Source organism: Rothia mucilaginosa ATCC 25296 (assembly GCF_000175615.1).
In the GTDB taxonomy this organism is placed as follows: Bacteria; Actinomycetota; Actinomycetes; order Actinomycetales; family Micrococcaceae; genus Rothia; species Rothia mucilaginosa.
In genome coordinates this window covers 21,802-48,188 of the sequence record NZ_ACVO01000005.1, presented here as the reverse complement: position 1 = coordinate 48,188, position 26,387 = coordinate 21,802, and the positions used below count along the sequence as shown (strand labels likewise).

Genomic DNA, 26,387 nt, shown 5'->3' with positions numbered 1-26,387 from the left:
GTGCCCCTCGATGGCGGGGTTATTTCTGTTACTGCCACTATAACGCGTGGAGGCTACCGGCTATTCCCACTATCTAGTGTCAATGTTGACGGATATGCGAAAGTGCGCCGCCCCAAAGAACCACAGCACTGAGAATACACCGCTGAGAACACAGGGGTTCTTTGAGAAGACGCACTCAAGCGTTGAAACCTCAAGCGTTGAAACTATGTGAGCCCGCGGATTGGTGACGCACAGGTATCTGCGTTTAGATGTCTGCGATTAGAGATCAGCCATGAGCCCAGCCAGCAGACGGGTGAAGTCAATGGCGGGATCAACCGATTCTTCGTCGGGCCAAAAATGAATCGGGTACGCGGCACCCTGTGCACGCTGCAGCACGGGGCTTTCAGCGAGCACAGGATCTGCCACGAGCTCGCCGAAGAGGGAACGCATTTCGTCGCGTCGGTAGCGGTGTTCGCTGTCGTTGGGGCGCATCTTGTTGATAACTACTCCCGCACCGTCAATGCTGATGCCGCTTTCCTGCTGAAAGCGCACGATGGCGCGCAGGGTTCGTTCGGTGCCCGCCACGGAGAAAAGGGAAGGCTCTGCGACCGAAAGGATGCGCTCGCTCACCGCCCAGCCCATCGAAGACAGGGTTCCGAGGAACGGCGGGCAGTCAATCAGGATGACGTCGTAGGCGTCCGCAGCCGCCTCCACCATGCGCTTGAAGCGGCGGATGAACGGCGCGGCTTCTTGCCGGTCCACGAGGGTGGAGCGCGCCGAGCCTCGCGCCACCTTCACGCTACCGGTGGTCACGGGGTTGTTGGTCAGCAGGGTGGGTTTGCCGACGAGCGCGTTCCAGGAGGAGCTACCGGCTTCCTCCGCGAAGGCGCGCTCATTGGAGCTGGCGATTAGGGAGGCGACGTCGGGGATGGTTTCATCCACTGCCAGGCCGGTGCTGGCGTCGCCGTGGGGGTCGAGGTCAATAACGAGTGTGGAGAGTCCGCTGTGTAATGCCGCGGAAGCGAGCCCCAAAGTGATGGACGTTTTGCCAACGCCACCCTTGAGGCTGCTGATACTGACGATGCGGGGCATGCAGGTCCCTTTTATGAGTGAGGTGTAATGCCCCTTTATTTTAGCGAATCTTCGCTTTTCTTCTGGCTCTGACAGGGGTGTATCTTGAGTTTTTTCTCAAGTGAGCATTGAATATTCCCTCGCATTTAAAGCTTCAGCCCGCGCTCGCTACCCGATAGGTAGTGAGCGCGGGCTGATTCACGTTTTGTGTTTTATGCCTGTGCGCGGCGGGCACGGCGGGCGGCAAGTTCGTCGCCTTCGAAGTTTTCGTGCATCTCTTCGCCGGGCTGGCCGTTGAGGTTCATTTCGATTTCGCGCCAGACGCGGCCGATAGCGATGCCGAAGACGCCCTGACCTGCCTGGACCAGGTCGATAACCTCGCTCGGGGAGGTGCATTCGTAGACGGTGGTGCCGTCACTCATGAGGGTGATGTTCGCGAGGTCGTCAATGCCGCGGGTACGCAGATGCTCGATGGAGGTGCGAATCTGCTGCAGGGACACGCCGGTGTCGAGCAGTCGCTTCACAATCTTGAGCACGAGCACGTCGCGGAAGCTATAGAGGCGCTGGGTACCGGATCCGGAGGCGCCACGCACGGTGGGTACGACCAGGTCGGTGCGTGCCCAGTAGTCAAGCTGGCGGTAGGTAATGCCGGCTGCCTTGCAGGCGACAGCGCCGCGGTAGCCAAGGTTTTCCTCGACGACAGAGACAGGGTCGGTGAAGAGTACGCCCTGTTCACCACGCGGAGGCGGTGCTACGGGGAAGAGGGTGTCGAAGCCATCCAGGGGCTGGTCGAAGCCCTGGGGTGCGTGCGTGGTTGCGGCCTCGCCTGCATTTTCGGCTACCTGCTGCTCTAGCACGGTCCCTCCTTTTCGTTAAACCCTTTTAAGTGCTTCACCGCGCCCTATCAAATGCGGTCGATATCGTTCCGGTGTAGACCCGATTCTCGGGGTGAGATTATCGGGGTGAGATTCTAGGGTTGAGGTCTAGAATCTGCGTCTATGATTCGCGTGGCTCCTCTACTGGGTTCCGGCGCGGTTTTCAATACTACACAGCGGTTCGACAGTGCGACCGATGCGCGATAGGCGCGGTTGTTCAATCTATTTTAACTGATAGAGGGCTCTACTTAAAATTGAACCCACCGGAGCGAATGATCTTTTCAGATTCATTCTTGCCTCATTAACGCCTCATAGGGGTGCTCCTCCCCCGCCGTTCCGTTCGCTTTTTCTGGGCGCCCATCCCACAGGGGAGTTTATACAGGGGGAGTTTAAAAAGTAAATGCGTACGGGCTGGTAGTCCGTACGCATTTACAGCTGAGTTAAGTGAATAGCCTTGGCAGGCCGGGAGCCCCCTGGTGAGAAAGCTCTTCGTGTTGGACGAAGGGGTAGAAATTCCGAGCGTGCCAGCGTCGGCTTCGTCCAAGTCTAGAGGCCTCTACCCGTTGGTGCGGGCAGGGACTATAGAGGGAAACACCGTGGTCAGCAGTGTATCCCGGAAGGAAAACCCCGTTCGGGGTGCGGTAGAACCGCAAAGATTGTGAAGGGTAGACGGTCCAGTCGCCTGTACCTTCGTTCGCCTACTCGTAGGTAGGCATTGCCGATTCGACGAGGGTTGCATGCAACTGCAGGCACAACTTGCGGATCTTGTCGGCTCGTTCCTGCGCCTGAGCCTGGGAGGCTGCGTCGCGGCGCGATGCCAGCGGAGCCACCGCAATTTCCACGAGGGAAATTTCACGGTCTGCCGCAGACTTGAACGCGCGCAGGTGACGGGGCTGAATGCCGTGCTGGGTCAGCTCTGCGCTCACGCGGGCGATCAGCACATCGTAATCGGTGTACTCCACATCCGAGCCGTCTTCGAGCAGTCCAAAGTCAATCAGCTCGCGAATCAGTTCGGGAGTGGTGTTAGCGTATTCTGCCAGCTCACGGAGGCTGTAGGTGCGGCCTTCCTGCTCGTCCGGTCCGAGGACGGTATCCAGGACGTCTTCACTTACGGTGGCGGGCATGGAGTTCAGCACGCGACCGGCTTCCAGATCCTCCAGATGCTGACGGATTACCTTGAGCGGCATGTAGTGATCGCGCTGCATAGTGAGGATGTAGCGCAGGCGCTCAATGTCAGTCTGGGAGTACTTGCGGTAACCGGTTTCGGTACGGCTGGGGTGCACCAGGCCGCGCTCCTCCAGGAAGCGAATCTTGGATGCGCTAATTCCGGGGAACTCCAGGTCAAGCTGGCTAAGAACCTGACCAATGGTCCGGCTCTTAACGTCACGCGGGTTACGGTCAGAGTCGCCGTTCTCCACGTCCTCTAGTTGAACCTCAGCGTTAGTGAGGTTCTCATCGATGCGTGAGGTCATCTATGTCTTTCGGGTACTTGTTCAGCCGATGTCGATACGAGCCGAAATTTGAGTGAGTGGCTCGTTCCCCCGGTCGGGGGTCTCGCTTCGTGCCGAACATCTTTGCTTAGTGTTGAGAGTGTGATAGATAAGTTTAGTTGTTTATCACGAAATGATAAACCGCAAACCTTCGAGACAATCTTATAGCCTCACAAGGCATTTTGCTATTTAGTTCGCCCTTTTCAGAGGCTTTTTGAACCCAAAAATAGCCACACAATCAAACATTAATCAGTAGAGACAGTACCAATTTTAGCAAAATTCCAATACTTCGAACACATATATCTCATATTGGACTGCTTTACGAGGAAAATTTTATCTTCTCGCGATAGTTGAAGTTTTCATCACATTTAACTTGAAAGAGGCTCCCACTAGGGGTTTAGTCATCCTTCAAGCCCCTTTAGTGAATTCCTACACCTTCAAGACGAACCTTAAATGCGCCCAACTATTTGCGTTTGTGTGCATTTTAAAAGAAAAACGGCGAGACCAATCGGTCTCGCCGTTTCATCAGTACGTACCTCTTAACACGAGGGACGCCAGAGCTATAGAGTCTATCGAGCTAGACTATCGACTTAGAGCTTAGCCAGCTCAGCCTTGTACGCCTCTGCATCCAGCAGGTTAGCCAGATCATCAGCGTTCTCGGGGCGAATCTCAATGATCCAACCCTCGCCGTAGGGATCGGAGTTGACCAGTGCGGGGTCATCCTCCAGGCCCTCGTTCACTGCGACAATCTCGCCAGCGATGGGAGCAAAGAGATCGGAGACAGACTTGGTGGACTCAATCTCACCGAAGCTATCCTCAGCAGCTACAGAATCGCCGACAGAGGGAAGGTCGACGTAGACGACGTCACCCAGTGCATCCTGAGCGTGGTCGGTAATACCAACACGTACGGTGCCCTCGGCGGTGAGAGCGGAAACCCACTCGTGCTCAGAAGTGTACGAGAGTTCTGCGGGAACGTTGCTCATAGCAGCGGTGTCCTTTCAGTGTGTTCTTGCGTAGCGCGGACCGTCCCGCGCACGGTGTCGTTCCGTATGTGGGATGACGGAACGTCCTACACCAATTATCACATAAGAAGTAACGCGGGGCACGTCCAAACACCCCCGTACCACTTCTATGACACTATATTTTCCTCATCCTATCTAACCGCCCAACAATCACCCCTTCCCAAGGCCCTAGAAGCACCCCTATTACTCACCTCCAGCAGACAGCCATCAGACACATCAAAAGGCTCAGGGCCCTACACCATGAAGGTGCAGGGCCCTGAGCCTTAGGCTAGAGAGCTAAACTCTCACAGCGCCTTAGCGGGAAGAAATGACGCGCTCGGAGAAGCGGTTCGGGTTACCGAAACGGTGTGCGGTAATCGAAACAGCCTGCTCGCGGAGGAAGGGCAGCATCTCGATACGGCCAGCCTCGGTGACCGGTGCGAAGTACACTGCAACATCCGGGCGACCGCCCAGTGCCGAGTAGATGGACTTCTCATCGTTACCGATGTAGCGGATACGGGTGCCTTCCAGCGGGGTACCAGCCAGTGCACGAACCGGGGTCTTAGCGTTCGAAGCCAGGTACTCGCGGAACTGAGCGTCCGACTTGACTTCGTACTTGATGCCCTTGTTCTCGAGGACGCCACGGACGTCGACCGGCAGATCCTTACCGACGGACAGAGCAACCGGTGCGTTAGCTGCCAGACCGGCGAGCACAACACGCAGGGTCTCTGCTGCGGATGCGGACTCGTCTGCACGAACCAGAACCTGGGTGGGTACGTAGCGCAGGATGTTGCGCTCCACGCCCAGCTTCGAGGGGTCGTGACCGAAGCCGAACTCGGTGTCCCAAGCGTGTGCGTCAGAGGAGACACCGCGCTTGATGAATGCGAAGTCCTCGCGCTTGCCCAGCTCGGAGTTCTCGATGGTAGCCAGGGTCTCGCGGACGGTTACGGACTGGGTGGTTGCGGTCGCGGTTGCCTGTGCGGGCTCCCAATCGGACAGAGCGATCAGGTAGCTGGGGCCACCAGCCTTGGTACCGGAGCCAACGGTGGACTTCTTCCAACCGCCGAAGGGCTGACGCTGAACGATTGCACCGGTAATTGCACGGTTGACGTACAGGTTACCTGCCTGGACCTTGGAGAGCCACAGCTCGAGCTCATCAGCATCCAGCGAGTGCAGACCTGCGGTCAGACCGTAGTCGGGTGCGTTCTGCAGCTCGATTGCCTCTTCCAGGGTGTCAGCGGTCATGATGCCCAGGATGGGGCCGAAGTACTCGGTCATGTGGTACTCGGAACCGGGCTTGACGCCCTCGCGAACACCGGGGCTCCACAGGCGACCGGTCTCGTCCAGTTCCTTGGGCTGGATGAGCCAGCGCTCGCCCGGGCCGAGGGTGGTCAGACCGCGCAACAGCTTCTCTTCCGGCTTCTGAACAACGGGGCCCATCTCGGACTCGATGTCCTGCGGGTGTGCCACGTGCAGGGAGCTGACGGAGTCAATCAGCTGACGACGGAAACGCTCGGACTGTGCAACGGAGCCAACCAGGATGACGGTCGAACCAGCGGAGCACTTCTGACCTGCGTGACCGAATGCCGAGTAGACGACGTCCTTGACGGCGAGGTCGATGTCAGCGTTCGGGGTGACGATGATGGAGTTCTTACCCGAGGTCTCACCGAACAGGGGCAGGTCATCACGCCAGGAGCGGAAGAGCTCAGCGGTCTCGTAACCACCGGTCAGGATCAGGCGGTCAACCTCGGGGTGCGAGATGAGCAGCTTACCTGCAGCGCGGTCAACAACCTTGACGAGCTTCAGAACTTCCTTGGGAACGCCTGCATCCCACATGATCTCTGCGATCAGGGCACCGGTGCGAGCGGTGATGGTTGCGGGCTTGAAGATGACAGCAGAACCTGCAGCCAGACCAGCCAGAACACCACCGGCGGGAATAGCGGTCGGGAAGTTCCACGGGGGAACAACCAGGGTCAGGTCAACAGACTTGGGCTTTGCGCCGTCGATCTTCTCGAGGTCCTCAGCCAGCATTGCGTAGTAGTATGCGAAGTCGATTGCCTCGGAGACCTCGGTGTCGCCCTGCTCCAGGGTCTTGCCAGCCTCAGCTGCCATAACCTCCAGCAGGTCACCGCGGCGCAGTGCGATAGCCTTACCGACCTTGCGCAGAATCTCTGCACGCTCGTGACCGGAGAGCTTACCCCATGCCTTGCCGGCTTCCTCAGTTTCCTTGATCAGCTTCTCAGCGTCAGCTTCGCTGGTCAGCTCGTTAGCCTTGAGGGTTTCGATGCCCAGCTTGGTGGTCTTGGAACGCTCGAGGATTGCGCGGCCCCACTCGCGGTTACCGGAGAGTGCGGGGTCGGTGTCGGGGGTGTTCTCGAAGCGGCCTGCCGGTACGAAGACGTTGTCCTCGTTCTCGGTCAGACGGTTCTGGGTGCGCTTGGATGCGGGAACCTCGTCGGTGACGGAGTTCAGTGCACGCATGAAGCGGTCCTCTTCGCGCTTGAAGATGGACTCGTCGGTTGCCAGGTCGAAGATACCGGACATGAAGTTCTCGGAGGAAGCGTTCTCCTCGAGACGACGGATCAGGTATGCGATTGCAACGTCGAATTCCTTGGGGTTCACGACGGGCACGTACAGCAGCAGGTGGCCAACGCGGCGGCGGATAATCTCAGCCTGCTGCTCAGCCATACCGATCAGCATCTCGAACTCGACGCGATCCTTCACGCCGCGGTCCTCGGACAGCAGCAGTGCGAAAGCAACGTCGAAGAGGTTGTGGCCTGCAATACCGAGGCGAACGTTCTTCACGTGCTCGGGGCGCAGTGCGTAGTCCAGAACGCGCTTGTAGTTGGTGTCAGCAGCCTGCTTGGTGTCCCAGGTGGTCAGCGGCCAGCCGTGCATAACAGCTTCCACGATTTCCATGGAGAGGTTTGCACCCTTCACCAGGCGGACCTTGATGCCTGCGCCGCCAGCAGCAACGCGCTTTGCGGACCACTCCTGCAGGTGCTGCATTGCAGCCAGGGTGTCGGGCAGGTATGCCTGAAGCACGATACCGGCTTCGAGGTCCTTCAGGTGGGGCTGGTCCAGGATCTTGGTGAACACCTCAATGGTGAGGTCCAGGTCCTTGTATTCCTCCATGTCCAGGTTGATGAACTTCTTGGGGGAGGTGGATGCAGCCAGCTCGTACAGGGGGGTCAGGCGACGAACTGCGGTCTCAACGACCTCGTCGAATGCCCAGTGCTGGTGGGGGCCGGAAACAGCGGACACCTTGATGGAGACGTAGTCAACGTCGTCACGTGCCAGCAGGCGCTTGGTCTCAGCCAGGCGGTGCTCTGCTTCCTTGTCACCCAGAACTGCCTCACCGAGCAGGTTGACGTTCAGGCGGTTACCGGTCTTGGTCAGCTCTGCGATTGCGTCGCCCAGCTTCTCCTCGGAAGCGTCGACGATCAGGTGACCAACCATCTCGCGCAGCACGCGGCGTGCAACGGGAACGGTGGGCCATGCGACCTTGCCAGCCAGCTTGCCACCGAAGCCAACAGCGGACTTCATGTACCAGGGCAGGAAGGAAGGTGCCAGGCCGGAAATACGGGAAAGGTTGCGGCCGGAGACGTTGTCGTCTTCGGGGCGAATAACGCCATCAACAAAGCCGACGGTGAAGGGAAGACCATTGGGGTCCTTCAGAACACCGGCGAGCTGCTCAGCCGCGAAGGTGGGCTTGATCGACTGGGACTCATTTACCCACTGACGAACAAGCTGACGAGCTTCCAGAGCCATCTTCTGGTAGTGCTCAGATGCGAAAGGATGGGTCATCCTTGACTCCTAACTATCTCACTGTGTGCGGTGCACACCACGTTTGGCGATGTCTCTATTTCACCACAAAAGGGTAATAAATACCTCATTAGAAAAACTGAATGTTTTTTCCAAAATCCATTTAGTTTTTCTAAATGATTGTGCGGTGAGGTTTTCACCCCACGCCCCCTCCGAACCTCCTGTTCGAAGAGACAAGGTGAAGTTTGTAGCGACATCGCTATCCATCTCTCTCAGGCTAGCACTTTCAGAAAGCAAATACCGAACCGATTTCGTAACAATCGAACACTTCAAAACCAGTCCCAAAAGCATCTTCAACCCCAAGAATCATCACATTCAGCGCGAAAATACTCGCTACACAAGCCAACATGCCGGCACCCCATTTCAGGCGTCTCAAAAAGAGCCAGCCGGAAGCCCGCGCGGTACCATATACAAGAGTCCACGATGAGAGACGCACCATGGAATACGGTGGCAACCACAGCCAGCGCAATGCCGAGTGCACCAGGGAGGAAAATATGTCCATCTACGACATCCGACGTATGCAAATGCTCCTCGAAATCCAAGAACGCGGCACCGTCATCGCCGCAGCCGAAGCACTCAGCCTCACCCCCTCCGCCGTCTCCCAGCAGATTGCCACCCTCGAGAAAGAAACCGGCACCCCGCTTCTGCAGCGCATCGGCAGGCGCGTACAGCTCACCAGCGCCGGACTCATCATCGTCGACAGCGCCCGCAGCATCCTGCGCGAACTTGACCGCATGCAAACCTCCGTCGCCAACCTCACCGGCGAACCCGCAGGTATAGTCCGCCTCGCCATCTTCCAGTCCGCGGCCTTCGCACTGCTACCGGAAACCCTCAGCTACCTTGCCGAACACGCACCCTCACTCACCCTACAAGTACTGCAAATCGACCCCGAAACCGGAACCTCCCTGACCCGAAGCCGCGAATACGACATGGTGCTCTCCGAAGCCTACCCGCACCATCACATCCCCGAATACCCCGAACTGCACTCCGAGCTACTCACCGAAGACCCGCTCAGCCTGATTGTGCCCAGCACCTCCACCATCACCTCGATTGAGGAAGCGCACGCACTGCCCTGGGTTCTCGAAATGGAGCAGAACACCTCCCGCAGCTGGGCACTCAACCAGTGCCGCACCGCAGGATTCGAACCGGTCATCCGCTACAGCGCCAACGACATGATCACGAACTCCAACCTCGTCAAAGCAGGATTCGCCGTCACCATCGTGCCCGGCTTCATCCTTTCTTCGCTCTCCACCACCGAGGGGCTACGCATCGTGGAGCTGCCCGGCAAGCCCTCCCGCAAAATCTTTACCGCCGTACGCCGAGAGTCCGCCGCCAACCCCGCCATCGCCATGGTGCGTGAAGCACTGCACCACGCGGTCAAGGTAGCATTCGGCGAGCATGAAAAGACCGAAACCGCATAAGAAAAACCAGCTGCCACCCATGCCGGCAGACTAGACAATGCAAAGGTCGGGGCCGTTCCCACGAACGACCCCGACCTTTCACGATACCTTTTTGAACAGGCGCCTATATATAGAGGTATAAAAACACACAACGGAGCCGCTCCCCCGCCGTGCCCTTCCTTCACAGGAGCCAGCCCAACTGCTAGTTCAGCGAAGCAACCACAGCCGGACTCTGCACCTCATAGAACGACGAGGACAAACCAGCCGCAGCCATATCCAGCACGGCGCTCACATGAACCTGCTTCAACGCAGAACCGGCAACACCCGAAGCCACCTGATAATTCAGCTGAACATCCAGGCAATGACCGCGAGGAATAGCGGTGCGCAACTCCAGAACATTCTCAGTACCGGCACCAGCCTGACCGGTCTGCTCGCTACGGCGCACCGCATCAAGATTCAGAGCATCCACAGGAGCCACCAGGACCGAAGCACCCAGGTTACCCGAAGGTAGCACTGCCTGACCCGAGGTAACACGAAGAGTCACCGCAGGATTCAACAGCAAACCAGTCTTCGGGTCCTGCGCGCGAGCACGCACCATCAGACGAGTACCCACCGGCAGCGTCGAATTGCCCTCATTAATAATGCTCAGGCGAGTCGGCAGATTCCGGAAAGCAACAGTACGCGCCGGCTGAGTCTGCAAAGACACAGCCTGCACACCGTTAGCACCCTTCAACTCCAGGCGGATGCACGACTCGTTATAGCGCATCGGAACCTGCACCAGCGCAGAACTCGCCACGCCGCCGTTCTGTCCACCACCGTGCTGACCGCGCTGTCCACCACGCTGTCCACCAGGGCGCTGGGTCACAGGGGTCACGCGAGCGCGCTTACCACCCGAACGAGTTGCCGCCTCCGCAGCGCTCACGCCGCCAGCCACCAGGGCAGCCGAAGCGCCCGCAACCTTCAACGCGGTACGGCGAGAAGCGTTCATCAGATTATTCTTAGTCATTTTCTACTCCTCTAAGCCTTCGCGATACGGTACACGCCGCTAATTGTGCCCTGCCACCAGGTGCCGTAACGGTCAATCGTGCCCACCATTTGCAGGGTGTCGCCACCGCCAAGCAGCAGGCTCACATGCTGAGGCAGGCGCTGCTCGTGCATCGTCTTACCGGTTTCCATGTCTAGCGCGACAGCCCACGCGTAAGCACCATTCGCCAAGCCAGCCGGACCGCGGCGACGCTCACAGGTGTAAATCAGGCCGTCAGCGGTGGAATAGCGAGGAACAGCCGAAGAGTACACATCCTTACGGTCCCAGATCTTCCGCAGACCGCGGTCGGTAATATCCCAACGCTCCATACCGGGAGCAAAAAGCGCATTCGCAGGAACCGACGGGCCGGCGCCCTCCGGGTACTTCGGGTAGGGGTAGCCGTAGGTGCTTGCACCGACCATCGTGTTACCCACACCGATCATGGAGTTCTCAGTGCCAGAGGTACCGGCAGTAAACAGGCCGACGCTACCGACCTTCGCGCCGTTATCGGTGCGGTACACAATGACCGATTCCTGAATATCAGAGTTATCGGTCAGCATCACGTAATCCGAACCGTGCGGACCGAAGAACGTCGGGGAGGCACCGGAACCCCACGCGAGCTTACCGGGCTTGCGGGCGCTACCGCGGTCGTACGCATGCCACCACTTGAGGGTGGGCGCGCCGGTTGCGGTAGCGTTCAGCATATAAATAGCGTGGGAGGTCACCACGCTCACGCCCTGCGGGCACGCCGAAATCGAGTTATCGATACGCTCACCCGCAATCGACGCCTTATTCAGGCGCATCGAGCGAATCGTGCCGCGGGCAGAATCAATCACCGCAATGTAGCCGTTCTTCGTCGCAACCCAAATGCGTCCGGACCAGTCGGGTACCAGACCAACCACAGCGTCATTAGCGCTCTGCGCGAGCATGCGGCTCAGGTCAATACGCTCATCAACTCGGATACTGCGTCCGTCAGCAGAGTGGGAGAGGCGCAGCAGACACTGAGAGCCATCCACCAGAACCATTCGGTCCTGCGCGTCGAGGTAGGCGTACACGCCGCCCAGCAGTGCGCCCTTCGGGATGTCCAAGTGGGAGAGCTCGCGGCCGGTATGCGGGTCAAGGATAGAGAGTTTCGGGGTAATGAACTCGCCGTGGGCGAAAACCTGGGTGCAGAGCACCTGAATGAAGCCGTCGCGTCCAGCAAGGATCGTCGGGCAGGCGCCGCCGAGCTTCGTGCCGGTAATCTTCCAGTCGCCAGCGCCGGGGCCGGCAAGAGGAGTAGCGTCGGAAGACTGGGCATCACCGTGCATGGTGGTAATGCCGGGTGCGCCCAGGTGCGGATTCGCCTGGGCGTTATAGGTGGGAGTCATGGTTGGTTCTTTCTAACGGTGAGTGGCGCACACCTTCATTGGATTCAACGGAGTGCACTAATATGCACTTTCACATGCGCAAACGTTTCACATTGTAGGGTCAGAAAGCAGTTTTTGACGACACTAAAGGGCACATTGAAACATTGTTCAGGCGACACTTGAGAGCTTCACCTGGAAAGCTCTCAAGCACTACCCTTTCAGATTCAAAGTGCCCCTTTACCCCATCACCACGGACTCTCGCACTCGCGGCGATTATTTTTAGCTATTTCTCCATGAGCGCCTTTGCCAGGGCATCATCAAGAACCAAGTCAGTAATCGCACCCGTACGCAACGCGCCGCGCAAAGCACGCACACGGTGAGTACCGGACGCAACGCAAATACGGCGCGGAATGCGGGCAAGCTCCTTCGGAGTCGGACCGGACGCACGCTTATTCAACTCAAGATCAGCCCACGAGCCGTCCTCACGCAGAAGAATTGTGCACATATCCCCCACAACGCCCAGCTCACGCAACTGACGCTGCTCCTGCACCTCAAAATAGCCACCCGAATACACGTGAGAAGGAATAGGTCCACCAAAAGCACCCACGCCAAAAATAGCGAGGTCAACATTCTGCTGGGCATGCAGATTCTTCTGCACGCTACGCTCACGCCACATGGCGGTCTTCGTCTCCGCATAGTCAAAGAACGCGGGAACAGGGAAGTGAATCGCCTGCGCATCATAAGCATTCACCAGCTGCCCCAGCAGAGAGCCCAGGTACGGAATACCCGAATGGTGCGCATTACCGGCGCCGTTCAGCTGAACCACCGTCACACCCTTCAGAGGACGACGCGGCAGATGACGAGAAATCTCAGTCATAGTCGACCCCCACGCCACGCCCAGGCTCGTTCCATTATCAATCAGGGAATCAAGGAGAGCCGCCGCGGTACGGGATACCTGACTCATACGGGCAATGGGGGTGGCGTCCGAACGGACATTCACGAGGGTAACGCGCACCTTATAGCGCTCGCCGATGCGGCGCTCAAGCTCGTTGCGGGCACGGAAGGAATCATCTAGACGAATCTGTACCATGCCGCTCTCACGAGCACTTTTAAGCAGACGTGACACAGTGGCTCGAGAAACCCCCAGACGAGCCGCGATAGCGTCCATCGTCATGTTGTGGATGTAGTACAGCTGCGCTGCCTCATATGTGTGGTTAGTGCGTTCGTTCATTGAGTACAGACCTCCGATGAAAATCCGTTCATGTGGCTTGGTTATTATTTCACCATTGGGTTTTACTATTTGCAAGATGAAACCCCACGCCGCTCACGCGGCACGACAAGAAAGAGCACTACATGAGCTCCCAGCACATTGCACAGCAGTCCCAGCTGACCGCTGAGTCCCGCGCCAAGGCCCTCAAGAGCATGGTCAACGAAGAACTCGACATCCTGGTTGTGGGCGGCGGCATTACCGGTGCAGGTATTGCCCTCGACGCAGCAACCCGCGGTCTGCGCACCGGCATCGTCGAAGCAGGTGACTGGGCTGCAGGCACCAGTGCATGGTCCTCCAAGCTCGTTCACGGTGGCCTGCGCTACCTCTACAACCTCGACTTCAAGCTCGTGACCGAAGCTCTCACCGAGCGCGGCCTGTTGCTGAACAAGATTGCACCCCACCTCGTGCACGCACAGCCCTTCCTGTGGCCTCTGAAGATGCCCGTCATCGAGCGCGCATACTCCGCAATCGGCATCGGCATGTACGACACCCTGGCATTCCTCGGATCCCGCGGCAACAAGGGCGTCCCCTCCCAGCGTCACTTCACCAAGGCCGGCACCAAGACCGTCTTCCCCGACATCAAGGACTCCGCATTCAGCGGCGCAATCCAGTTCTACGACGCACGCGTTGACGACGCACGCCTCGTCATCGACGTCGTCCGCACCGCTGCAAGCTACGGCGCACTGGCTGCATCCCGCACCCAGGTTGTCGGCTTCACCAAGGACGCATCCGGCCGCGTCATCGGCGCAGAGCTGGCAGACCTGGAAACCGGCGAGCGCCTGAACGTACGCGCAAAGCACGTCATCAACGCAACCGGCGTGTGGACCGAAGAGTCCGAGTCTCTGGCTAACCCCGATGCAGGCTTGGAGGTTCTGGCATCCAAGGGTATCCACATCGTGGTTCCCCGCGACCGCATCAACGCAACCAGCGGTATCTTCACCAAGACCGAGAAGTCCGTTCTCTTCATCATTCCCTGGCAGCGTTACTGGATCATCGGCACCACTGACACCCCCTACACCGAGGACCGCGAGCGCCCCGTCGCAACCAGCAAGGACATCGACTACGTGTTGATGCAGGCGAACAAGCTGATCGCTAACCCGCTGACCCGCGAAGACATCATCGGCACCTACACCGGCCTGCGCCCGCTGCTACAGCCCAAGGTCAAGGACGGCGCAGCATCCACCAAGGTTTCCCGCGAGCACACCGTGACCGAGGTTGCACCCGGCATGAGCGCAATCGCAGGCGGCAAGCTCACCACCTACCGTGTCATGGCTGCCGACGCTGTCGACTTCGCGCTGGGCGAGCAGGCTAAGCAGAACCCCTCCGTAACCGCAACCATCGGCCTGGTCGGTGCAGACGGCTACCACGCAATCGCTGCTAACCGTGCACGCTACGCAGAGCGTTACGGCTGGGATGAGGACCGTATCACCCACCTGCTCGAGCGTTACGGCGCGCAGATTGAGGACCTCGGCGCTCTCATCGACGCTGACCCCTCCCTCGGTGCTCCCCTGGCTAAGGCACCCCAGTTCCTGCGTGCAGACGTCGTCTTCGCTGTCCGCTACGAAGGTGCACTGCACCTGGAGGACGTTCTGGTCCGCCGCGTACGCCTCGACCTCGAGCAGCGCGACCGCGGCCTGGCAGCAGCAGACGAGATCCTCGACATCCTGCGTGCCGAGCTCGGCTGGGACGACAAGAAGGTCAAGGAGGAACTCGACCTCTACGCCGCACGCGTTGCAGCAATGCGCGAGGCAGAGTCCACCTCCACCGATGCTGAGGCATCGGCAAAGATTGAGGCTGTCACCCCCGTGGCACCTCGTGTGAAGCTCTAATCCTTAGAGATTCCACACATACCTTTCGTAACCGATTATTTGGTACGAACCGACCATTCGCCCCTCACCGATATGGGCTAACTCATATTTTCGGTGAGGGGTGGACGGACGGTTAAATAACCGTTTACGATAAACCCCCTGCACAAGAAGCAGAGCGCTAAATACAGGACTAACCTACAGTGCAATCTGCTTCCCATTCAGACATTCAACCAACATTTTCGTAGCAACCGCTACACATTTCAGCACAGCGTTGTGCCCCCAAAACCGCATTGCGGGGAGGACGGCACAGGAACAAACAAGCATCGGTTCGCTTGCCTTCCAGACGCTTCGTCTTCAAGGAGCATCAATGTCTCTTCTTGCTTCCGCAGGAACTGTACTTGCAGCCGGTTCATCCGCACTCGTGGATGCATCCGGTGCCCCCACCACTCTTGGTTTTGTACTTTCCGAGTTCTTCGGTACCTTCATCCTGATTCTGCTCGGTGCCGGCGTATGCGCCGCAGTGACCCTCAAGAAGTCCTACGCTAAGGACGCAGGCTGGGTTGTTATCACCTTCGGTTGGGGTCTGGCAGTGTTCACCGCCGTATACCTCTCCTTCCACTCCGGTGCACATCTGAGCCCCGCTGTGACCGTTGGTCTGGCAACTGCAGGCCGCGACCTGGCAACTGGCGTTCCCGCAACCCCGCTGAACATCACCCTGTACATCGTCGCTCAGATGCTCGGCGCAATGGCTGGTGCAACCGCAGCCTACCTGACTTACAAGAAGCACTTCGATGAGGACCCGGGCGACCGCCTCGGCATCTTCGCAACCGGCCCCGCCATCAAGTCCTACGGCTGGAACTTGCTCACCGAGATTATCGGCACCTTCGTCCTGATTGGCTGGATCATCGCATCCGGTAAGACCCCCGCCCAGATTGGCCCCTTGGCTGTTGCCCTGGTCGTTGTTTCTATCGGTATGAGCCTTGGTGGCGCAACCGGTTACGCTATCAACCCCGCCCGTGACCTCGGCCCCCGTATCGCCTACACCTTCCTGCCCATCCCCGGTAAGACCGGTTCCAACTGGTCTTACGCTTGGGTTCCGGTTGTTGGCCCGATCATCGGCGCTATCCTCGCAGGCCTGATCGTTCCGGCAGTTCTGCCCCTCTAAACCTCTCTAATATCCCCGTTCTTTTGTTCTAAGGAAAAATCAATGACGACTTCTCTGCACTCCGCAACCCTCAACGTCGAGCGCAAGTACATCCTCTCCATTGACCAGGGCACGACGAGCTCCCGCGCGATCCTGTTCAACAAGGCGGGCGAGAACGTAGCGCACGGTCAGCTCGAGCACGAGCAGATCTTCCCCAAGGCAGGCTGGGTCGAGCACAACGCAACCGAAATTTGGCAGAACGTCCGTAAGGTCGTAGCAACCGCCATGGCAAACGGCGAAGTCAACCACCACGAAATCGCTGCAGTCGGCATCACCAACCAGCGTGAAACCACCGTCGTGTGGGACAAGAACACCGGTGAGCCCGTCTACAACGCAATCGTCTGGCAGGACACCCGCACCCAGGAAATCGTTGAAGAGCTCGCAGGCGAAGAGGGCGTTGGCAAGTACCACGACATCGTCGGCCTGAACCTCTCTACCTACTTCTCCGGCCCCAAGATCAAGTGGATTCTGGACAACGTTGAAGGCGCACGCGAACGCGCAGAACGCGGCGACCTGCTCTTCGGCAACACCGACACCTGGCTGGTCTGGAACCTGACCGGTGGTGTTGACGGCGGCGTTCACGTAACCGACGTAACCAACGCATCCCGCACCCTGCTGATGAACATCCGCACCCTCGAATGGGATCCGCAGATTGCTGCAGACATGGGCATCCCCATGAGCATGCTGCCCGAAATCAAGTCCTCCTCCGAGGTGTACGGCTTCGGCCGCGCAACCGGTCTGCTCGCAGGCACCCCCATCGCGGGCATCCTGGGCGACCAGCAGGCCGCAACCTTCGGTCAGGCTTGCTTCGAGAAGGGCATGGCGAAGAACACCTACGGTACCGGTAACTTCATGCTCATGAACACCGGCAACGAGCCCGTCTTCTCCAACAACGGTCTGCTGACCACCGTCGCCTACAAGATTGGCGACGCTGCCCCCGTCTACGCTCTGGAAGGCTCGGTCGCAATGAGCGGCTCCCTGATCCAGTGGCTGCGCGACAACCTGCGCATGATTGAGCACGCTGCAGAGTCTGAGGAACTGGCCACCTCCGTCAAGGACTCCGGTGGCTGCTACGTTGTTCCCGCATTCTCCGGCCTGTTCGCACCTCACTGGCGTTCCGACGCTCGCGGCGTCATCGTTGGTCTGACCCGCTACGTGAACCGTGCACACATCGTGCGTGCGGCGCTGGAAGCAACCGCATTCCAGACGCGCGAAGTTCTGGACGCAATGAACGCTGACTCCGGTGTTGAGCTCTCCGAGCTGCGCGTGGACGGCGGCATGACCGCTAACGAGTTCCTCATGCAGTTCCAGGCTGACATCCTCGGCGTTCCCGTGATCCGCCCGAAGGTTGTTGAGACCACCGCTCTGGGTGCAGCATACGCTGCAGGTATCGCTGTTGGTTTCTGGAGCGGCGAGCAGGACGTTGTGGACAACTGGGCTGAGGACAAGCGCTGGCTGCCCTCCATGGAGCCCGCAGAGGTTGACCGCCAGTACCGCCTGTGGAAGAAGGCTGTCTCCCGCACCCTCGAGTGGGTTGACGAGGACGTTCCGACCGCCTAATCGCAGCACCCGTTGCCTAAAGGCACGGCCCGCGTACTAGCGACGCCCCGGCTGCTTCTCCCCCGCTATGGGGTTGAAGCAGCCGGGGCTTTTCGCTGTTTTATGACGCTCAATTCAGCGTTTATTGCGGCGTAATTTCTACAAAAATTAGTGCTGGGGTACCGTTGGTTTTTGTAAATTTGGTATCTTCCGCCGATCACCTGGCGCGGTGTTGTTCGTGAGGTGTCAGTACCGCACAGGACGCGTACGCGACATATTCATGCGCTGTCCTGACAGGAGCCGACGGTTCGCGCTGATACTTTATTTACACGCCCGTCCGCCGTGGTGCTTCACGTACCGCGGCGGACGGACTTTTATCTCTTGTTACTGGGTTCTCTGCGTTAACGATGAGTGGGGTTCGCTTTTCGTGCTGCAGTTCTCGCTGTAAAAATCACTGGTTTTATGCCCCTTGTTGAGATACCCGTTCACATGTTGTGTGGGGTTGGTCTAACAGCGTTTGTTTGCCTTTGATGTCTACTTCAAGCGCCGTATCATTGGTATATAGGCTTATTGATTCTATTCTGGTCGCCGAAGATGGCGGTTAGTTAAGCATCTGACACCTTCGGGTGCACGCGAGAACGGAGATAGGCTCCGTTGGAAGGAGGGAGCGGGTTTTCCCGCACCGATTATGGTTGATGTCCGTCGCCGTAAGCTTGCAATTATTGCTATGAACGTTTCGGTTCTTGTAGCTGCTCTCTCCTGGCTGTTGGTGCTCTTCTCTGTTATGTATTCTGCCTCCGCTGTGCCGTGGGCTCTGGGCGTTGCTATCGTACTGACTGTGATTGGCGCCTACGCGCTGTACCGCTACTACTCCAAGTACTCGCACGTGCTCCCGAACGAGGATCCGGATGCGCACGATGTGCTCGGCCACGACCTGCACTCGACTCATCTGCCGCATCTGCACCACACGGAGGGCAACGCTGATGGAGTAGCCGCTAAGTAGCGAGCTCCTCATCCCCTAGATAGCAAAATGTGCCGCCTCGCTGATACCGGTGAGGCGGCACATTTACTTTAAGATTGCGGTTCAGAGTCCGGTACTGCAACCATGTCTGAACGGTTCGATTCAGCGCTTTGACGCGTTTCAGCTTCGGCTCTGGCTAGTTCTATCTTTTTATTCTTTTCGACGATCAGAGCGTTATATTTCCAGCCGGGGATTCGTTCAAAAAGCCACCCAACCCAGAGAAGCGCAGCGGTAATGAGAGCGACAGGAATCAGAAAAATGAGGGCTCTCGGGTCCCGGGTATGGTCTGAGCCAAGCACGGTGAACTCCCACAGCAGAAGGACTGGTGCCGCCATGGAAGGCATCACTATAAAAAAGATGAGGGCATAGTAAATGCCCATCTTACTGCCAGGTTTACCTCTATTCATACGGGCTTGGGTAACGGCCCTCTCCAGGCATTTGTATTCCTGCAAGGTTTCGCCGTCTAGAAGCGAAGCGTTAGGGATCTTGGCCATGACGTACCGTACGGCTTCTAAATCTGAGGGCGAGCAAATAAAGATATGTCTCTGGGACGTAACGGTATATTCTTTCGCAATGTCGAGGCACGCCTGCGCGTAACGGTTATTGAGTTCTCGGCTCTCCGGGTTTTCTTTGAGTTGCCGGCGGAGGTCTTTCAGGTCTTCCATGTTTCTCCTTGCAATTTCAGTCGTCGTTGAACTCATCGTTGAGGCACGAGAAACACAGGCCATCCCCTACCCGCTGCGGGGTGGAGAAGCCGGAGTATTGAATTGCGGTGTATCGGTGTGTACTTCACAGAATGCCAGCTCTTCAGGTTCAGGCAAAATTGACGGGGCATCCTGAGATGTTTCAACGGCGGTGCATACATCTCATATATAGCGGTCAGTTATAGACAAAACCCGCTACGGGTACGGTACGGAGGCACCCCTCCCCTATGATGGTTGAAAGGGGTATTTACCCTTGCACCATCTGCAGTACACACCCACGAGCCTACGAGGAAGAGCATGACCAAAGCGACCGATTCGCCGCAGCCGCCGGAAGCGCTCGCGCGCTGGTACACGCGCTACGCAAGCCCCGTCGGCGTGCTCTACCTTGCCGCCCGTGCGGATGCAATTGTGGGCATCTGGTACGAGGATCAGGCGCACTTCCCGCTCCCCCATGAGCTTGGTGGACTCGTTGAGAATCCGGATGTCTATCTGCGGGAGCACGGCGTTGCAGATGGTGAAGAGCCAGCCGGTGAGTATGCTGCAGCGCAGCTGCTGTCGCGTGCTGAGGCAGAGCTCTCCGAGTATTTTGAGCGCAAGCGCACTTCTTTTACGTTGCCTCTAGATCCTGAGGGCACCGATTTTCAGCTGATTGTGTGGGAGCATCTGAAGACTGTTCCTGCCGGGTACACCACCACTTACGGCGAGATTTCGCGCGCGGTTGGTCCCGGTGCTCCGGCGCAGGCGGTGGGTCAGGCGGTCGGCCGCAATAAGGTTTCTATTATGATTCCGTGTCACCGCGTTATTGGTGCTGATGGTAGTTTGACGGGCTACGCTGGCGGTGTTGAACGTAAGCAGTTCCTCCTCGATCTGGAGGAGCCGGAAGAGGTGCGGGAGGCGCGGCTCTTCTAGCCACGTCACCCGGCGGTATTTGAGGCTTATCAGAGGGCGGAGCGCGCATCAGATGCGGGCTCCGCCCTCTGTCGTACCTGTTTTCGGTTTCAGTGCTCTGCACCACGACACGTAATCGAATATACTTGCGATTTACTCACGCCAGGGCTAGTGTTTAAGTAGAACATGCTTCCGAAATACTCGGATGAGCTCAGCAATCTCAGAGAGGAGAAACCGTGACCTCGCAACCTACTATTCCCGCCGACCCCTTCGAAAACGCCCCGAGCTACCCCACGTGGGTAACCGATGAGCTTCTGCGCGACTACTACGACACCGAATGGGGTATGCCCATCACCGATGAGCGGGGGCTCTTCGAAGCCCTAAGCCTCGAGGCTTTTCAGGTGGGGCTCTCCTGGCGCACGATTCTTGCCCGCCGTGAGGCATTTCGTCGCGCTTTCGAAGGTTTCGACCCCGAACGCGTAGCAGCGTTCACCGACCAGGATGTTGCGCGACTCCTCCAAAACGAAGACATTATCCGTAACGAGCGGAAGATTCGCGCGGTCATCTCCAACGCGCGGCTGACCCTTCGGATGCGTGAGCTTGCCGCCACGCCGTATGACGCATCCGCGGAGGATATTAATCTTCCCCTTATCACCCACTCTTCTGCCCCGACCAATACGGATAGTGTTGAGGCGCCGAATACTCGCCGTCGTCGAGCTCGTACGCTAAGCGATGAAGACCTGAACCGGATGCGCGAGCGCACCCTATCCGACGGCACGCGTGTACCGGGCGGGCTACCGGCGTGGCTGTGGTCCTTCGCGCCGCACGAGACTATCGCGCCGCATACCCTGGAGGATATTCCTACCGATACACCCGAGTCCGCGCTTCTTGCCAAATCTTTTAAAGCTCTAGGAGGTGTGTTCTTGGGTCCGGTGACTGCCTATGCGCTCATGTGCGCGGTCGGCATGGTGGATGCGCACCTGGTGGACTCGCATCGGCGCGGCTGTTCGGGGCTCTTTACCTAAGCCCCCTCGCCCTAAGCTCCCCACGCTCGGCGTGCTCGCGTCTAAGGGCGCAGAAAAGCCGCGCGCCACTTCGTAGAAGTAAGCACGCGGCTTCTATACGTTGAGAGGTTCCGCTCTGAATTAGATCGTCACAGGGTTAGATCATCACGAAGAGGAAAATCAGCGCCAGCAGCGGCGGGGTCAGCTGAATCAGTGCCGGCTTGCGCTTATCCGGGGAGGTGAGGAACAGGTAGACACCGGCAATCGCCATGGAGCCCAGGCCTGCGAACATGAGTGCCACACCTACCTGCGGGGAGCCGAACCAGAAAGCGAGCAGACCGGTTGCGGCGATCCAGGCGAGCATCAGGTTGTACAGGCCCTGGTTTGCTGCCATCTCCTTGGTAGACTCGGCGAATTCTTCGGTCATTCCGAAGGTTTCGCGACCCTTAGGCTTAGTCCAGAGGAAGGATTCGATAATCCAGATGTACACGTGAATAGCGATTGCTACGAAGGCAAAAACGGTGGTGACCGTTGCGAGTGCCTGCATTGTTTCTCCTTGAGTAGTAGGTCATCTGTTAGCCGTGTGTCTCACGTAGCGGGCGAGCGAGTAACGCACAGATAACAGCCGGGCAGCCTCTCCTGTGCACGTCTCCGGTGTGTGGGCACAAACACTAATTCTACTCCTGCCGAGTGGATTATCCGCATCGTATGACATCGGATACCTCAGATACGGCGAACGCTCGCCACGACGTTACGTCGCAACGAGCGTTCAGCCCATCTTTCCGGTTCTTCCTCGAAGACAGGAAAAGTCGTTTAAAAGCCTAGTGCACGATGAGCGTGAGCAGGTACGTCCAAATGCACAGCAGTACCAGCAGGAAGAGACTGTACTTGATGGTTATGGAGGTAACCTTCGACTCCTGCCCTGCCTCGTTCACGGCGGCAACCGCCACCGCAATCGACTGCGGGGACACAATCTTGCCCATCACACCACCGGAGGTATTGGCTGCAACCAGCATGGCGGGGTCTACACCAATCTGATGCGCGGTGCTTGCCTGCAGACCGGCGAAGAGCACGTTGTTGTTGGTCACCGAACCGGTCACGAACACGCCAACCCAGCCGATTATGGGCGAGAAGAGCGGGAAGAGCGCACCCGCGGTAGCTACCGCCAGAGCGATGGAGGAGGTCATGCCCGCGTAGTTCATGAGGTTTGCTACGGACATGACCAGGCAAATCATGTAGATGGGTTTCTTCAACTGCTGCCATGCACCGTTAAGCTCCTGCAGAGTCTCACGGACGGTAATTTTCGAGGTGAACGCAGAGAGCAGAGCCGCCACCAGAATGGCGGTACCCGCCGCACCCAGGATGTTCCAGTTGAAGACCGCGTGGATAGCCAGGCCTTCACCGTCGCCAATCTGATGGTGGATACCGGGCACATGGAAGCTCAGGTTTGCAAAGCCCAGGGCTCCGTTATGGTCAAAGACGGGGCGTAGCACGGTGGACCAGAGCAGGATGGTGATGGAAAGGAAGATGAAGGGGCTCCAGGCGCTCGCAACTTCGCGCAGGCTGTACGTCGGTTCGTCCTGCGCGGAGAGCTCTTCCAGGGTCGGTGCGGTGGGCTCGCGATAGACGTGCTTGGGCTGCCAGAAGTGCATCACGACCGCCAGGAACACCAGTCCGACAAGGGGCGGCAAAATGCCGATGAGCTCGGGGTCCTGCAGGACCCACAGCATGATGCTCTGCAAGCCAGAAATCACGATACCGGTTGCGAGCGCTACTAAGCCTACCTCACGAATGCCGCGCAGACCGTCCTGAATAGCTACCACGAGCACGGGTACGAGGGCCGCAAAGATCTGCAGGACCCAAACCATCTGGCTGGATAGGTACCCCAGGTCTACGTTACCGATAGCGGCACCGGTGGTCACAGGAATACCGACCGCACCGTAGGCGCCCACGGTGGCGTTAGCGACCAGGGAGAGCATAGCGGCTTTGAGCGGGTTGAAGCCCAGGGCAACCAGTAGCGCTACAGAAATAGCAATCGGGATGCCGAAGCCCGCCGCGCCCTCAATAAACCCGGCAAAGCAGAGGGCGATGAGTAGCACCTGGATGCGCTGGTCCGCTGAGATTGAGGAGACGGAGGACCTCACGATGGCGAATTTTCCGCTGCGCACCGCGATGCGGTAGAGCCACACTGCCATGAGCACAATCCATGCAATAGGCCATAGCGCCGAGAGGAATCCGTAGAAAATAGAACCTGCGGCTGCTGTCCAGGGCAGGTGGAAGACTCCGAGCGCGATGCACAGGGTCAGGGCTAGGGTGATTAGCGCTGATTTGATGCCGCTGAGTTTGAAAACCGTGAGGCAGAGTAGAAAAAGAATAATGGGGGATGCCGCTACGAGCGCGGAGAGCACCGGGGAGTTGAGGGGATCGTAGGTTTGCGACCACATGAGAGTGGTATGTCCTTCCTCGCCGCAGGGTGTACCTACAGCGGTTTGGATGCCGCTGTAGGGTGCGTCCGCCTGCCCTTATGGGGTAGTGCGAGGCGTAGCCTCACGACGCCTCTACCGCTGAGGGTCCCTGAACGTGAAAGGCGTAGCAACATCATGTGTCTGTGTTGTAGCCTTGGCTGAAGGCAGGGGGCGCGGGGAAGGATATTTCCACGATGCGGGGCGTTGGTTCTCTCGTTGGAGGCCTCGAAGCTAAAAGTTCCTTAGCTCGTGCTCTCGCCTACGGCGCCAATGCCCACTGAGAACTGTATCACTGTGGCAGGTGGGTCCTTTGCTAGGTAGTGGGTGCTTTTACAGTGTGAAACGCTAGTTAAGAGTCATTACGATTTAGTCCTTGTCGGTAGTTATTTTCTCCGGCCAGACCCTTTTCTACTACCCGAGCTAAATCTATACGGCGGCAGGTAAGAATAAAGCCCCCTCCTCGACCGCACGGGTCGAGAAGGGGGCTTTACCTCAGAATCATCAGGGGTTCAGCGTCACGTTGCTATCTGCCCCGGTATGAGCCTCAGGAATGGCTTTAGCCAGCCATGAGCGACAGAGCGAAGGACCAGACGCAGACCAGGCCCAGCAGAATAGCGCTGTACTTGATGGACATGGAGGTAATCTTCGATTCCTCGCCTGCGCTGTTCACAGCCGCCGCCGCGATCGCGATGGACTGCGGGGAGACGATCTTGCCCATCACGCCACCGGCGGTGTTTGCGGCAACAAGCAGGGTCGGGTCAACAGCGATCTGGGCTGCGGTGGTGGACTGCAGGCCCGCGAAGAGCACGTTAGCGTTGGTCACGGAGCCGGTCACGAACACGCCAATCCAACCGATAATCGGGGACAGCAGCGGGAAGACCGGGCCGGCTGCCGCGAGCGCCAGAGCGATGGAGGTGGTCATACCGGCATAGTTCATGACGTTTGCGACGGACATGACCAGGCAGATCATGAGGATCGGCATCTTCAGCTGGTTCCAGGTACCGCCGAGTTCTTCGAAGGCTTCACCCCAGCTGATAGAGGAGGTCAGGATGGTGATGAGTGCCGCCACCAGAATTGCGGTGCCGGATGCGCCCAGGGTGTTCCAGGAGAACATCGCGGTCACGGTCTTGCCGGCACCGGTGGTGATGGCTTCGTGAATGCCGGGGATGGGGAACGCCAGGGTTGCAGCACCCAGCGGGCCGTTGGTTGCGAAAATCGGCTTCAGGGCAGTGGACCAGAGCAGGATGGTTGCGGAGAGGAAGATGAAGGGGCTCCACGCCTTAACAATCTCGCCGCCGGTGTGCTTCACGTTCTGCTGAGCCTGGGCTTCTTCGAGGCTGGGTGCGGTGGGCTCGCGGAAGATGTGCTTGGGCTGCCACTTCTGCATCACGAGCGCCAGTGCTACCAGGGACAGCAGCGGCGGGATGATGTCGACCAGTTCGGGAGAGCCGAGCAGCATCAGGATAGCTGCCTGACCGCCGGAGAAGATGACGCCGGTCATGAGCGCAACCAGGCCGACTTCGCGGATGCCGCGCATGCCGTCCTGGATTGCGACCATCAGCAGCGGCACGAAGGCGACGAAGATCTGCAGTACCGGAACCATGCCTGCGGACAGGTGCGCGGTGTCCAGGCCGCCGACCTTAGCTGCGGTGGTCACGGGGATACCGATAGCACCGTATGCGCCGGATGCGGCGTTGGCTACCAGCGCCAGCATGGATGCTTTGAGGGGGTTGAAACCCAGGGATACCAGCAGTGCCGCGGAGATAGCGATCGGGATGCCGAAGCCTGCCGCGCCTTCGATGAATCCACCGAAGCAGAAGGCAATCAGTAGCACCTGGATGCGCTGATCGTTCGAGATGGAGGAGACGGAGGAGCGCACGATGTCGAAGTTACCGGCGCGCACGGCGATGCGGTAGAGCCACACAGCCATGAGCACGATCCAGCCGATGGGCCATGCTCCGGCGAGGAAGCCGGAGAGGATGGAACCGGCACCTGCGGTGATGGGCAGGCCAAAGATGGCACAGCCGATGATGAGGGTGGTGACGAGGGTCAGCAGTGCTGATTTGAGGCCGCTGAGTTTCAGGACGGTCAGGCCCAGCAGGAAGAGGACGATGGGCACTGCGGCAACCAGCGCGGAGAGCACCGGTGCGTTTAGCGGGTCGTAGGTTTGCTGCCACATTGGGGCGGGTGTTCCTTTCGGTCTGTGTGTATTAGCGGTCGCTTCTTCCGGTACGGCACCTGTGCTGTATGGAAGCGTTAGGCCGCATAAAAACCGATGGGCCCAATCCTTGCGTCGTGGATGGGTCCATCGGTGAAGCGTGATGGTCTTGAGCTGCCGGGCGTTTGCTTGTATGACGTGGCGATATTCCGAGGCAATATTCCGTGGCCATATACCGTGGCGCGGCGGTGGTGAGCGGGACTCTTTCCCGCTCACTAGGTACTCATGACTTTATCTGTCTAAGCTAACAGG

19 protein-coding genes are annotated in these 26,387 nt (G+C 58.5%); 7 read left to right on the top strand and 12 right to left on the bottom strand.

The annotated features are described in order from the left end of the window. Nucleotides 1-258: 258 nt before the first annotated feature. From ROTMU0001_RS01405 to ROTMU0001_RS01385, 5 genes are all read right to left on the bottom strand, one after another. On the bottom strand, nucleotides 259-1,071 hold the full coding sequence (locus tag ROTMU0001_RS01405) for a ParA family protein (RefSeq protein WP_005507726.1): 813 nt from the start codon (nucleotides 1,069-1,071) through the stop codon (nucleotides 259-261). Nucleotides 1,072-1,262: 191 nt separating this feature from the next. Next, entirely contained in the window at nucleotides 1,263-1,907 is a 645-nt protein-coding gene (locus ROTMU0001_RS01400; protein ID WP_005507725.1) for a MerR family transcriptional regulator, read from the bottom strand. A 716-nt stretch (nucleotides 1,908-2,623) separates the two neighbouring features. Continuing rightward, nucleotides 2,624-3,397 (bottom strand): transcriptional regulator FtsR, encoded by a 774-nt coding sequence (ftsR, locus tag ROTMU0001_RS01395; protein ID WP_005507723.1) that lies wholly within the window; start codon nucleotides 3,395-3,397, stop codon nucleotides 2,624-2,626. A gap of 608 nt (nucleotides 3,398-4,005) precedes the next feature. After that, the gene (gene gcvH, locus ROTMU0001_RS01390; RefSeq protein WP_005507722.1) at nucleotides 4,006-4,398 is read right to left on the bottom strand and encodes a glycine cleavage system protein GcvH; all 393 of its coding nucleotides are present in this window, start codon (nucleotides 4,396-4,398) and stop codon (nucleotides 4,006-4,008) included. 333 nt (nucleotides 4,399-4,731) lie between these two features. Next, a complete protein-coding gene (locus ROTMU0001_RS01385; RefSeq protein WP_005507721.1) occupies nucleotides 4,732-8,223 on the bottom strand; it encodes a bifunctional proline dehydrogenase/L-glutamate gamma-semialdehyde dehydrogenase in 3,492 nt (1,163 codons plus the stop codon). A 512-nt stretch (nucleotides 8,224-8,735) separates the two neighbouring features. Here ROTMU0001_RS01385 and ROTMU0001_RS01375 point away from each other — a divergent pair. Next, nucleotides 8,736-9,662 (top strand): LysR family transcriptional regulator, encoded by a 927-nt coding sequence (locus tag ROTMU0001_RS01375; protein WP_005507719.1) that lies wholly within the window; start codon nucleotides 8,736-8,738, stop codon nucleotides 9,660-9,662. A 181-nt stretch (nucleotides 9,663-9,843) separates the two neighbouring features. On the opposite strand, the gene ROTMU0001_RS01370 is transcribed toward ROTMU0001_RS01375, so the two are convergent. The 3 genes from ROTMU0001_RS01370 to ROTMU0001_RS01360 form a co-directional block, all read right to left on the bottom strand. After that, a complete protein-coding gene (locus tag ROTMU0001_RS01370; protein ID WP_005507718.1) occupies nucleotides 9,844-10,647 on the bottom strand; it encodes a hypothetical protein in 804 nt (267 codons plus the stop codon). A gap of 11 nt (nucleotides 10,648-10,658) precedes the next feature. Next, a complete protein-coding gene (locus tag ROTMU0001_RS01365) occupies nucleotides 10,659-12,035 on the bottom strand; it encodes a hypothetical protein (protein WP_005507717.1) in 1,377 nt (458 codons plus the stop codon). A 262-nt stretch (nucleotides 12,036-12,297) separates the two neighbouring features. Next, nucleotides 12,298-13,245, bottom strand: a complete 948-nt coding sequence (locus ROTMU0001_RS01360; protein ID WP_005507715.1) for a sugar-binding transcriptional regulator — start codon at nucleotides 13,243-13,245, stop codon at nucleotides 12,298-12,300. 122 nt (nucleotides 13,246-13,367) lie between these two features. Here ROTMU0001_RS01360 and ROTMU0001_RS01355 point away from each other — a divergent pair, with 122 nt between their 5' ends. The 4 genes from ROTMU0001_RS01355 (at nucleotide 13,368) to ROTMU0001_RS01340 (ending at nucleotide 18,838) form a co-directional block, all read left to right on the top strand. Next, a complete protein-coding gene (locus ROTMU0001_RS01355; RefSeq protein ID WP_005507714.1) occupies nucleotides 13,368-15,113 on the top strand; it encodes a glycerol-3-phosphate dehydrogenase/oxidase in 1,746 nt (581 codons plus the stop codon). 346 nt (nucleotides 15,114-15,459) lie between these two features. Further along, nucleotides 15,460-16,257: an MIP/aquaporin family protein gene (locus ROTMU0001_RS01350; protein WP_005507711.1), complete on the top strand. Its 798-nt coding sequence runs from the start codon at nucleotides 15,460-15,462 to the stop codon at nucleotides 16,255-16,257. A gap of 42 nt (nucleotides 16,258-16,299) precedes the next feature. Then, nucleotides 16,300-17,856, top strand: a complete 1,557-nt coding sequence (gene glpK / locus ROTMU0001_RS01345; protein ID WP_005507710.1) for a glycerol kinase GlpK — start codon at nucleotides 16,300-16,302, stop codon at nucleotides 17,854-17,856. Nucleotides 17,857-18,523: 667 nt separating this feature from the next. Then, nucleotides 18,524-18,838, top strand: coding sequence for an N-acyl-D-glutamate deacylase (locus ROTMU0001_RS01340; protein WP_245534270.1), 315 nt, complete (start codon nucleotides 18,524-18,526; stop codon nucleotides 18,836-18,838). Nucleotides 18,839-18,906: 68 nt separating this feature from the next. Here the strand turns inward: ROTMU0001_RS01340 and ROTMU0001_RS01335 are convergent, their stop codons facing one another. Beyond that, on the bottom strand, nucleotides 18,907-19,521 hold the full coding sequence (locus tag ROTMU0001_RS01335) for a hypothetical protein (protein WP_044141902.1): 615 nt from the start codon (nucleotides 19,519-19,521) through the stop codon (nucleotides 18,907-18,909). 336 nt (nucleotides 19,522-19,857) lie between these two features. On the opposite strand from ROTMU0001_RS01335, the gene ROTMU0001_RS01330 reads away from it, so the two are divergent. Together ROTMU0001_RS01330 and ROTMU0001_RS01325 are read left to right on the top strand one after the other, a co-directional pair. Further along, on the top strand, nucleotides 19,858-20,469 hold the full coding sequence (locus ROTMU0001_RS01330) for a methylated-DNA--[protein]-cysteine S-methyltransferase (RefSeq protein WP_005507707.1): 612 nt from the start codon (nucleotides 19,858-19,860) through the stop codon (nucleotides 20,467-20,469). A gap of 215 nt (nucleotides 20,470-20,684) precedes the next feature. Beyond that, nucleotides 20,685-21,473, top strand: a complete 789-nt coding sequence (locus ROTMU0001_RS01325) for a DNA-3-methyladenine glycosylase I (protein WP_005507706.1) — start codon at nucleotides 20,685-20,687, stop codon at nucleotides 21,471-21,473. Between the two features lie 136 nt (nucleotides 21,474-21,609). On the opposite strand, the gene ROTMU0001_RS01320 is transcribed toward ROTMU0001_RS01325, so the two are convergent. The 3 genes from ROTMU0001_RS01320 to ROTMU0001_RS01310 all read right to left on the bottom strand — a co-directional run bounded on the left by ROTMU0001_RS01320 (nucleotide 21,610) and on the right by ROTMU0001_RS01310 (nucleotide 26,096). Then, entirely contained in the window at nucleotides 21,610-21,999 is a 390-nt protein-coding gene (locus ROTMU0001_RS01320; RefSeq protein ID WP_005506606.1) for a DUF1304 domain-containing protein, read from the bottom strand. Between the two features lie 274 nt (nucleotides 22,000-22,273). Further along, entirely contained in the window at nucleotides 22,274-23,896 is a 1,623-nt protein-coding gene (locus tag ROTMU0001_RS01315) for an L-lactate permease (RefSeq protein ID WP_005507705.1), read from the bottom strand. A 577-nt stretch (nucleotides 23,897-24,473) separates the two neighbouring features. Then, nucleotides 24,474-26,096, bottom strand: a complete 1,623-nt coding sequence (locus tag ROTMU0001_RS01310; protein ID WP_005507704.1) for an L-lactate permease — start codon at nucleotides 26,094-26,096, stop codon at nucleotides 24,474-24,476. Nucleotides 26,097-26,387: the final 291 nt, after the last annotated feature.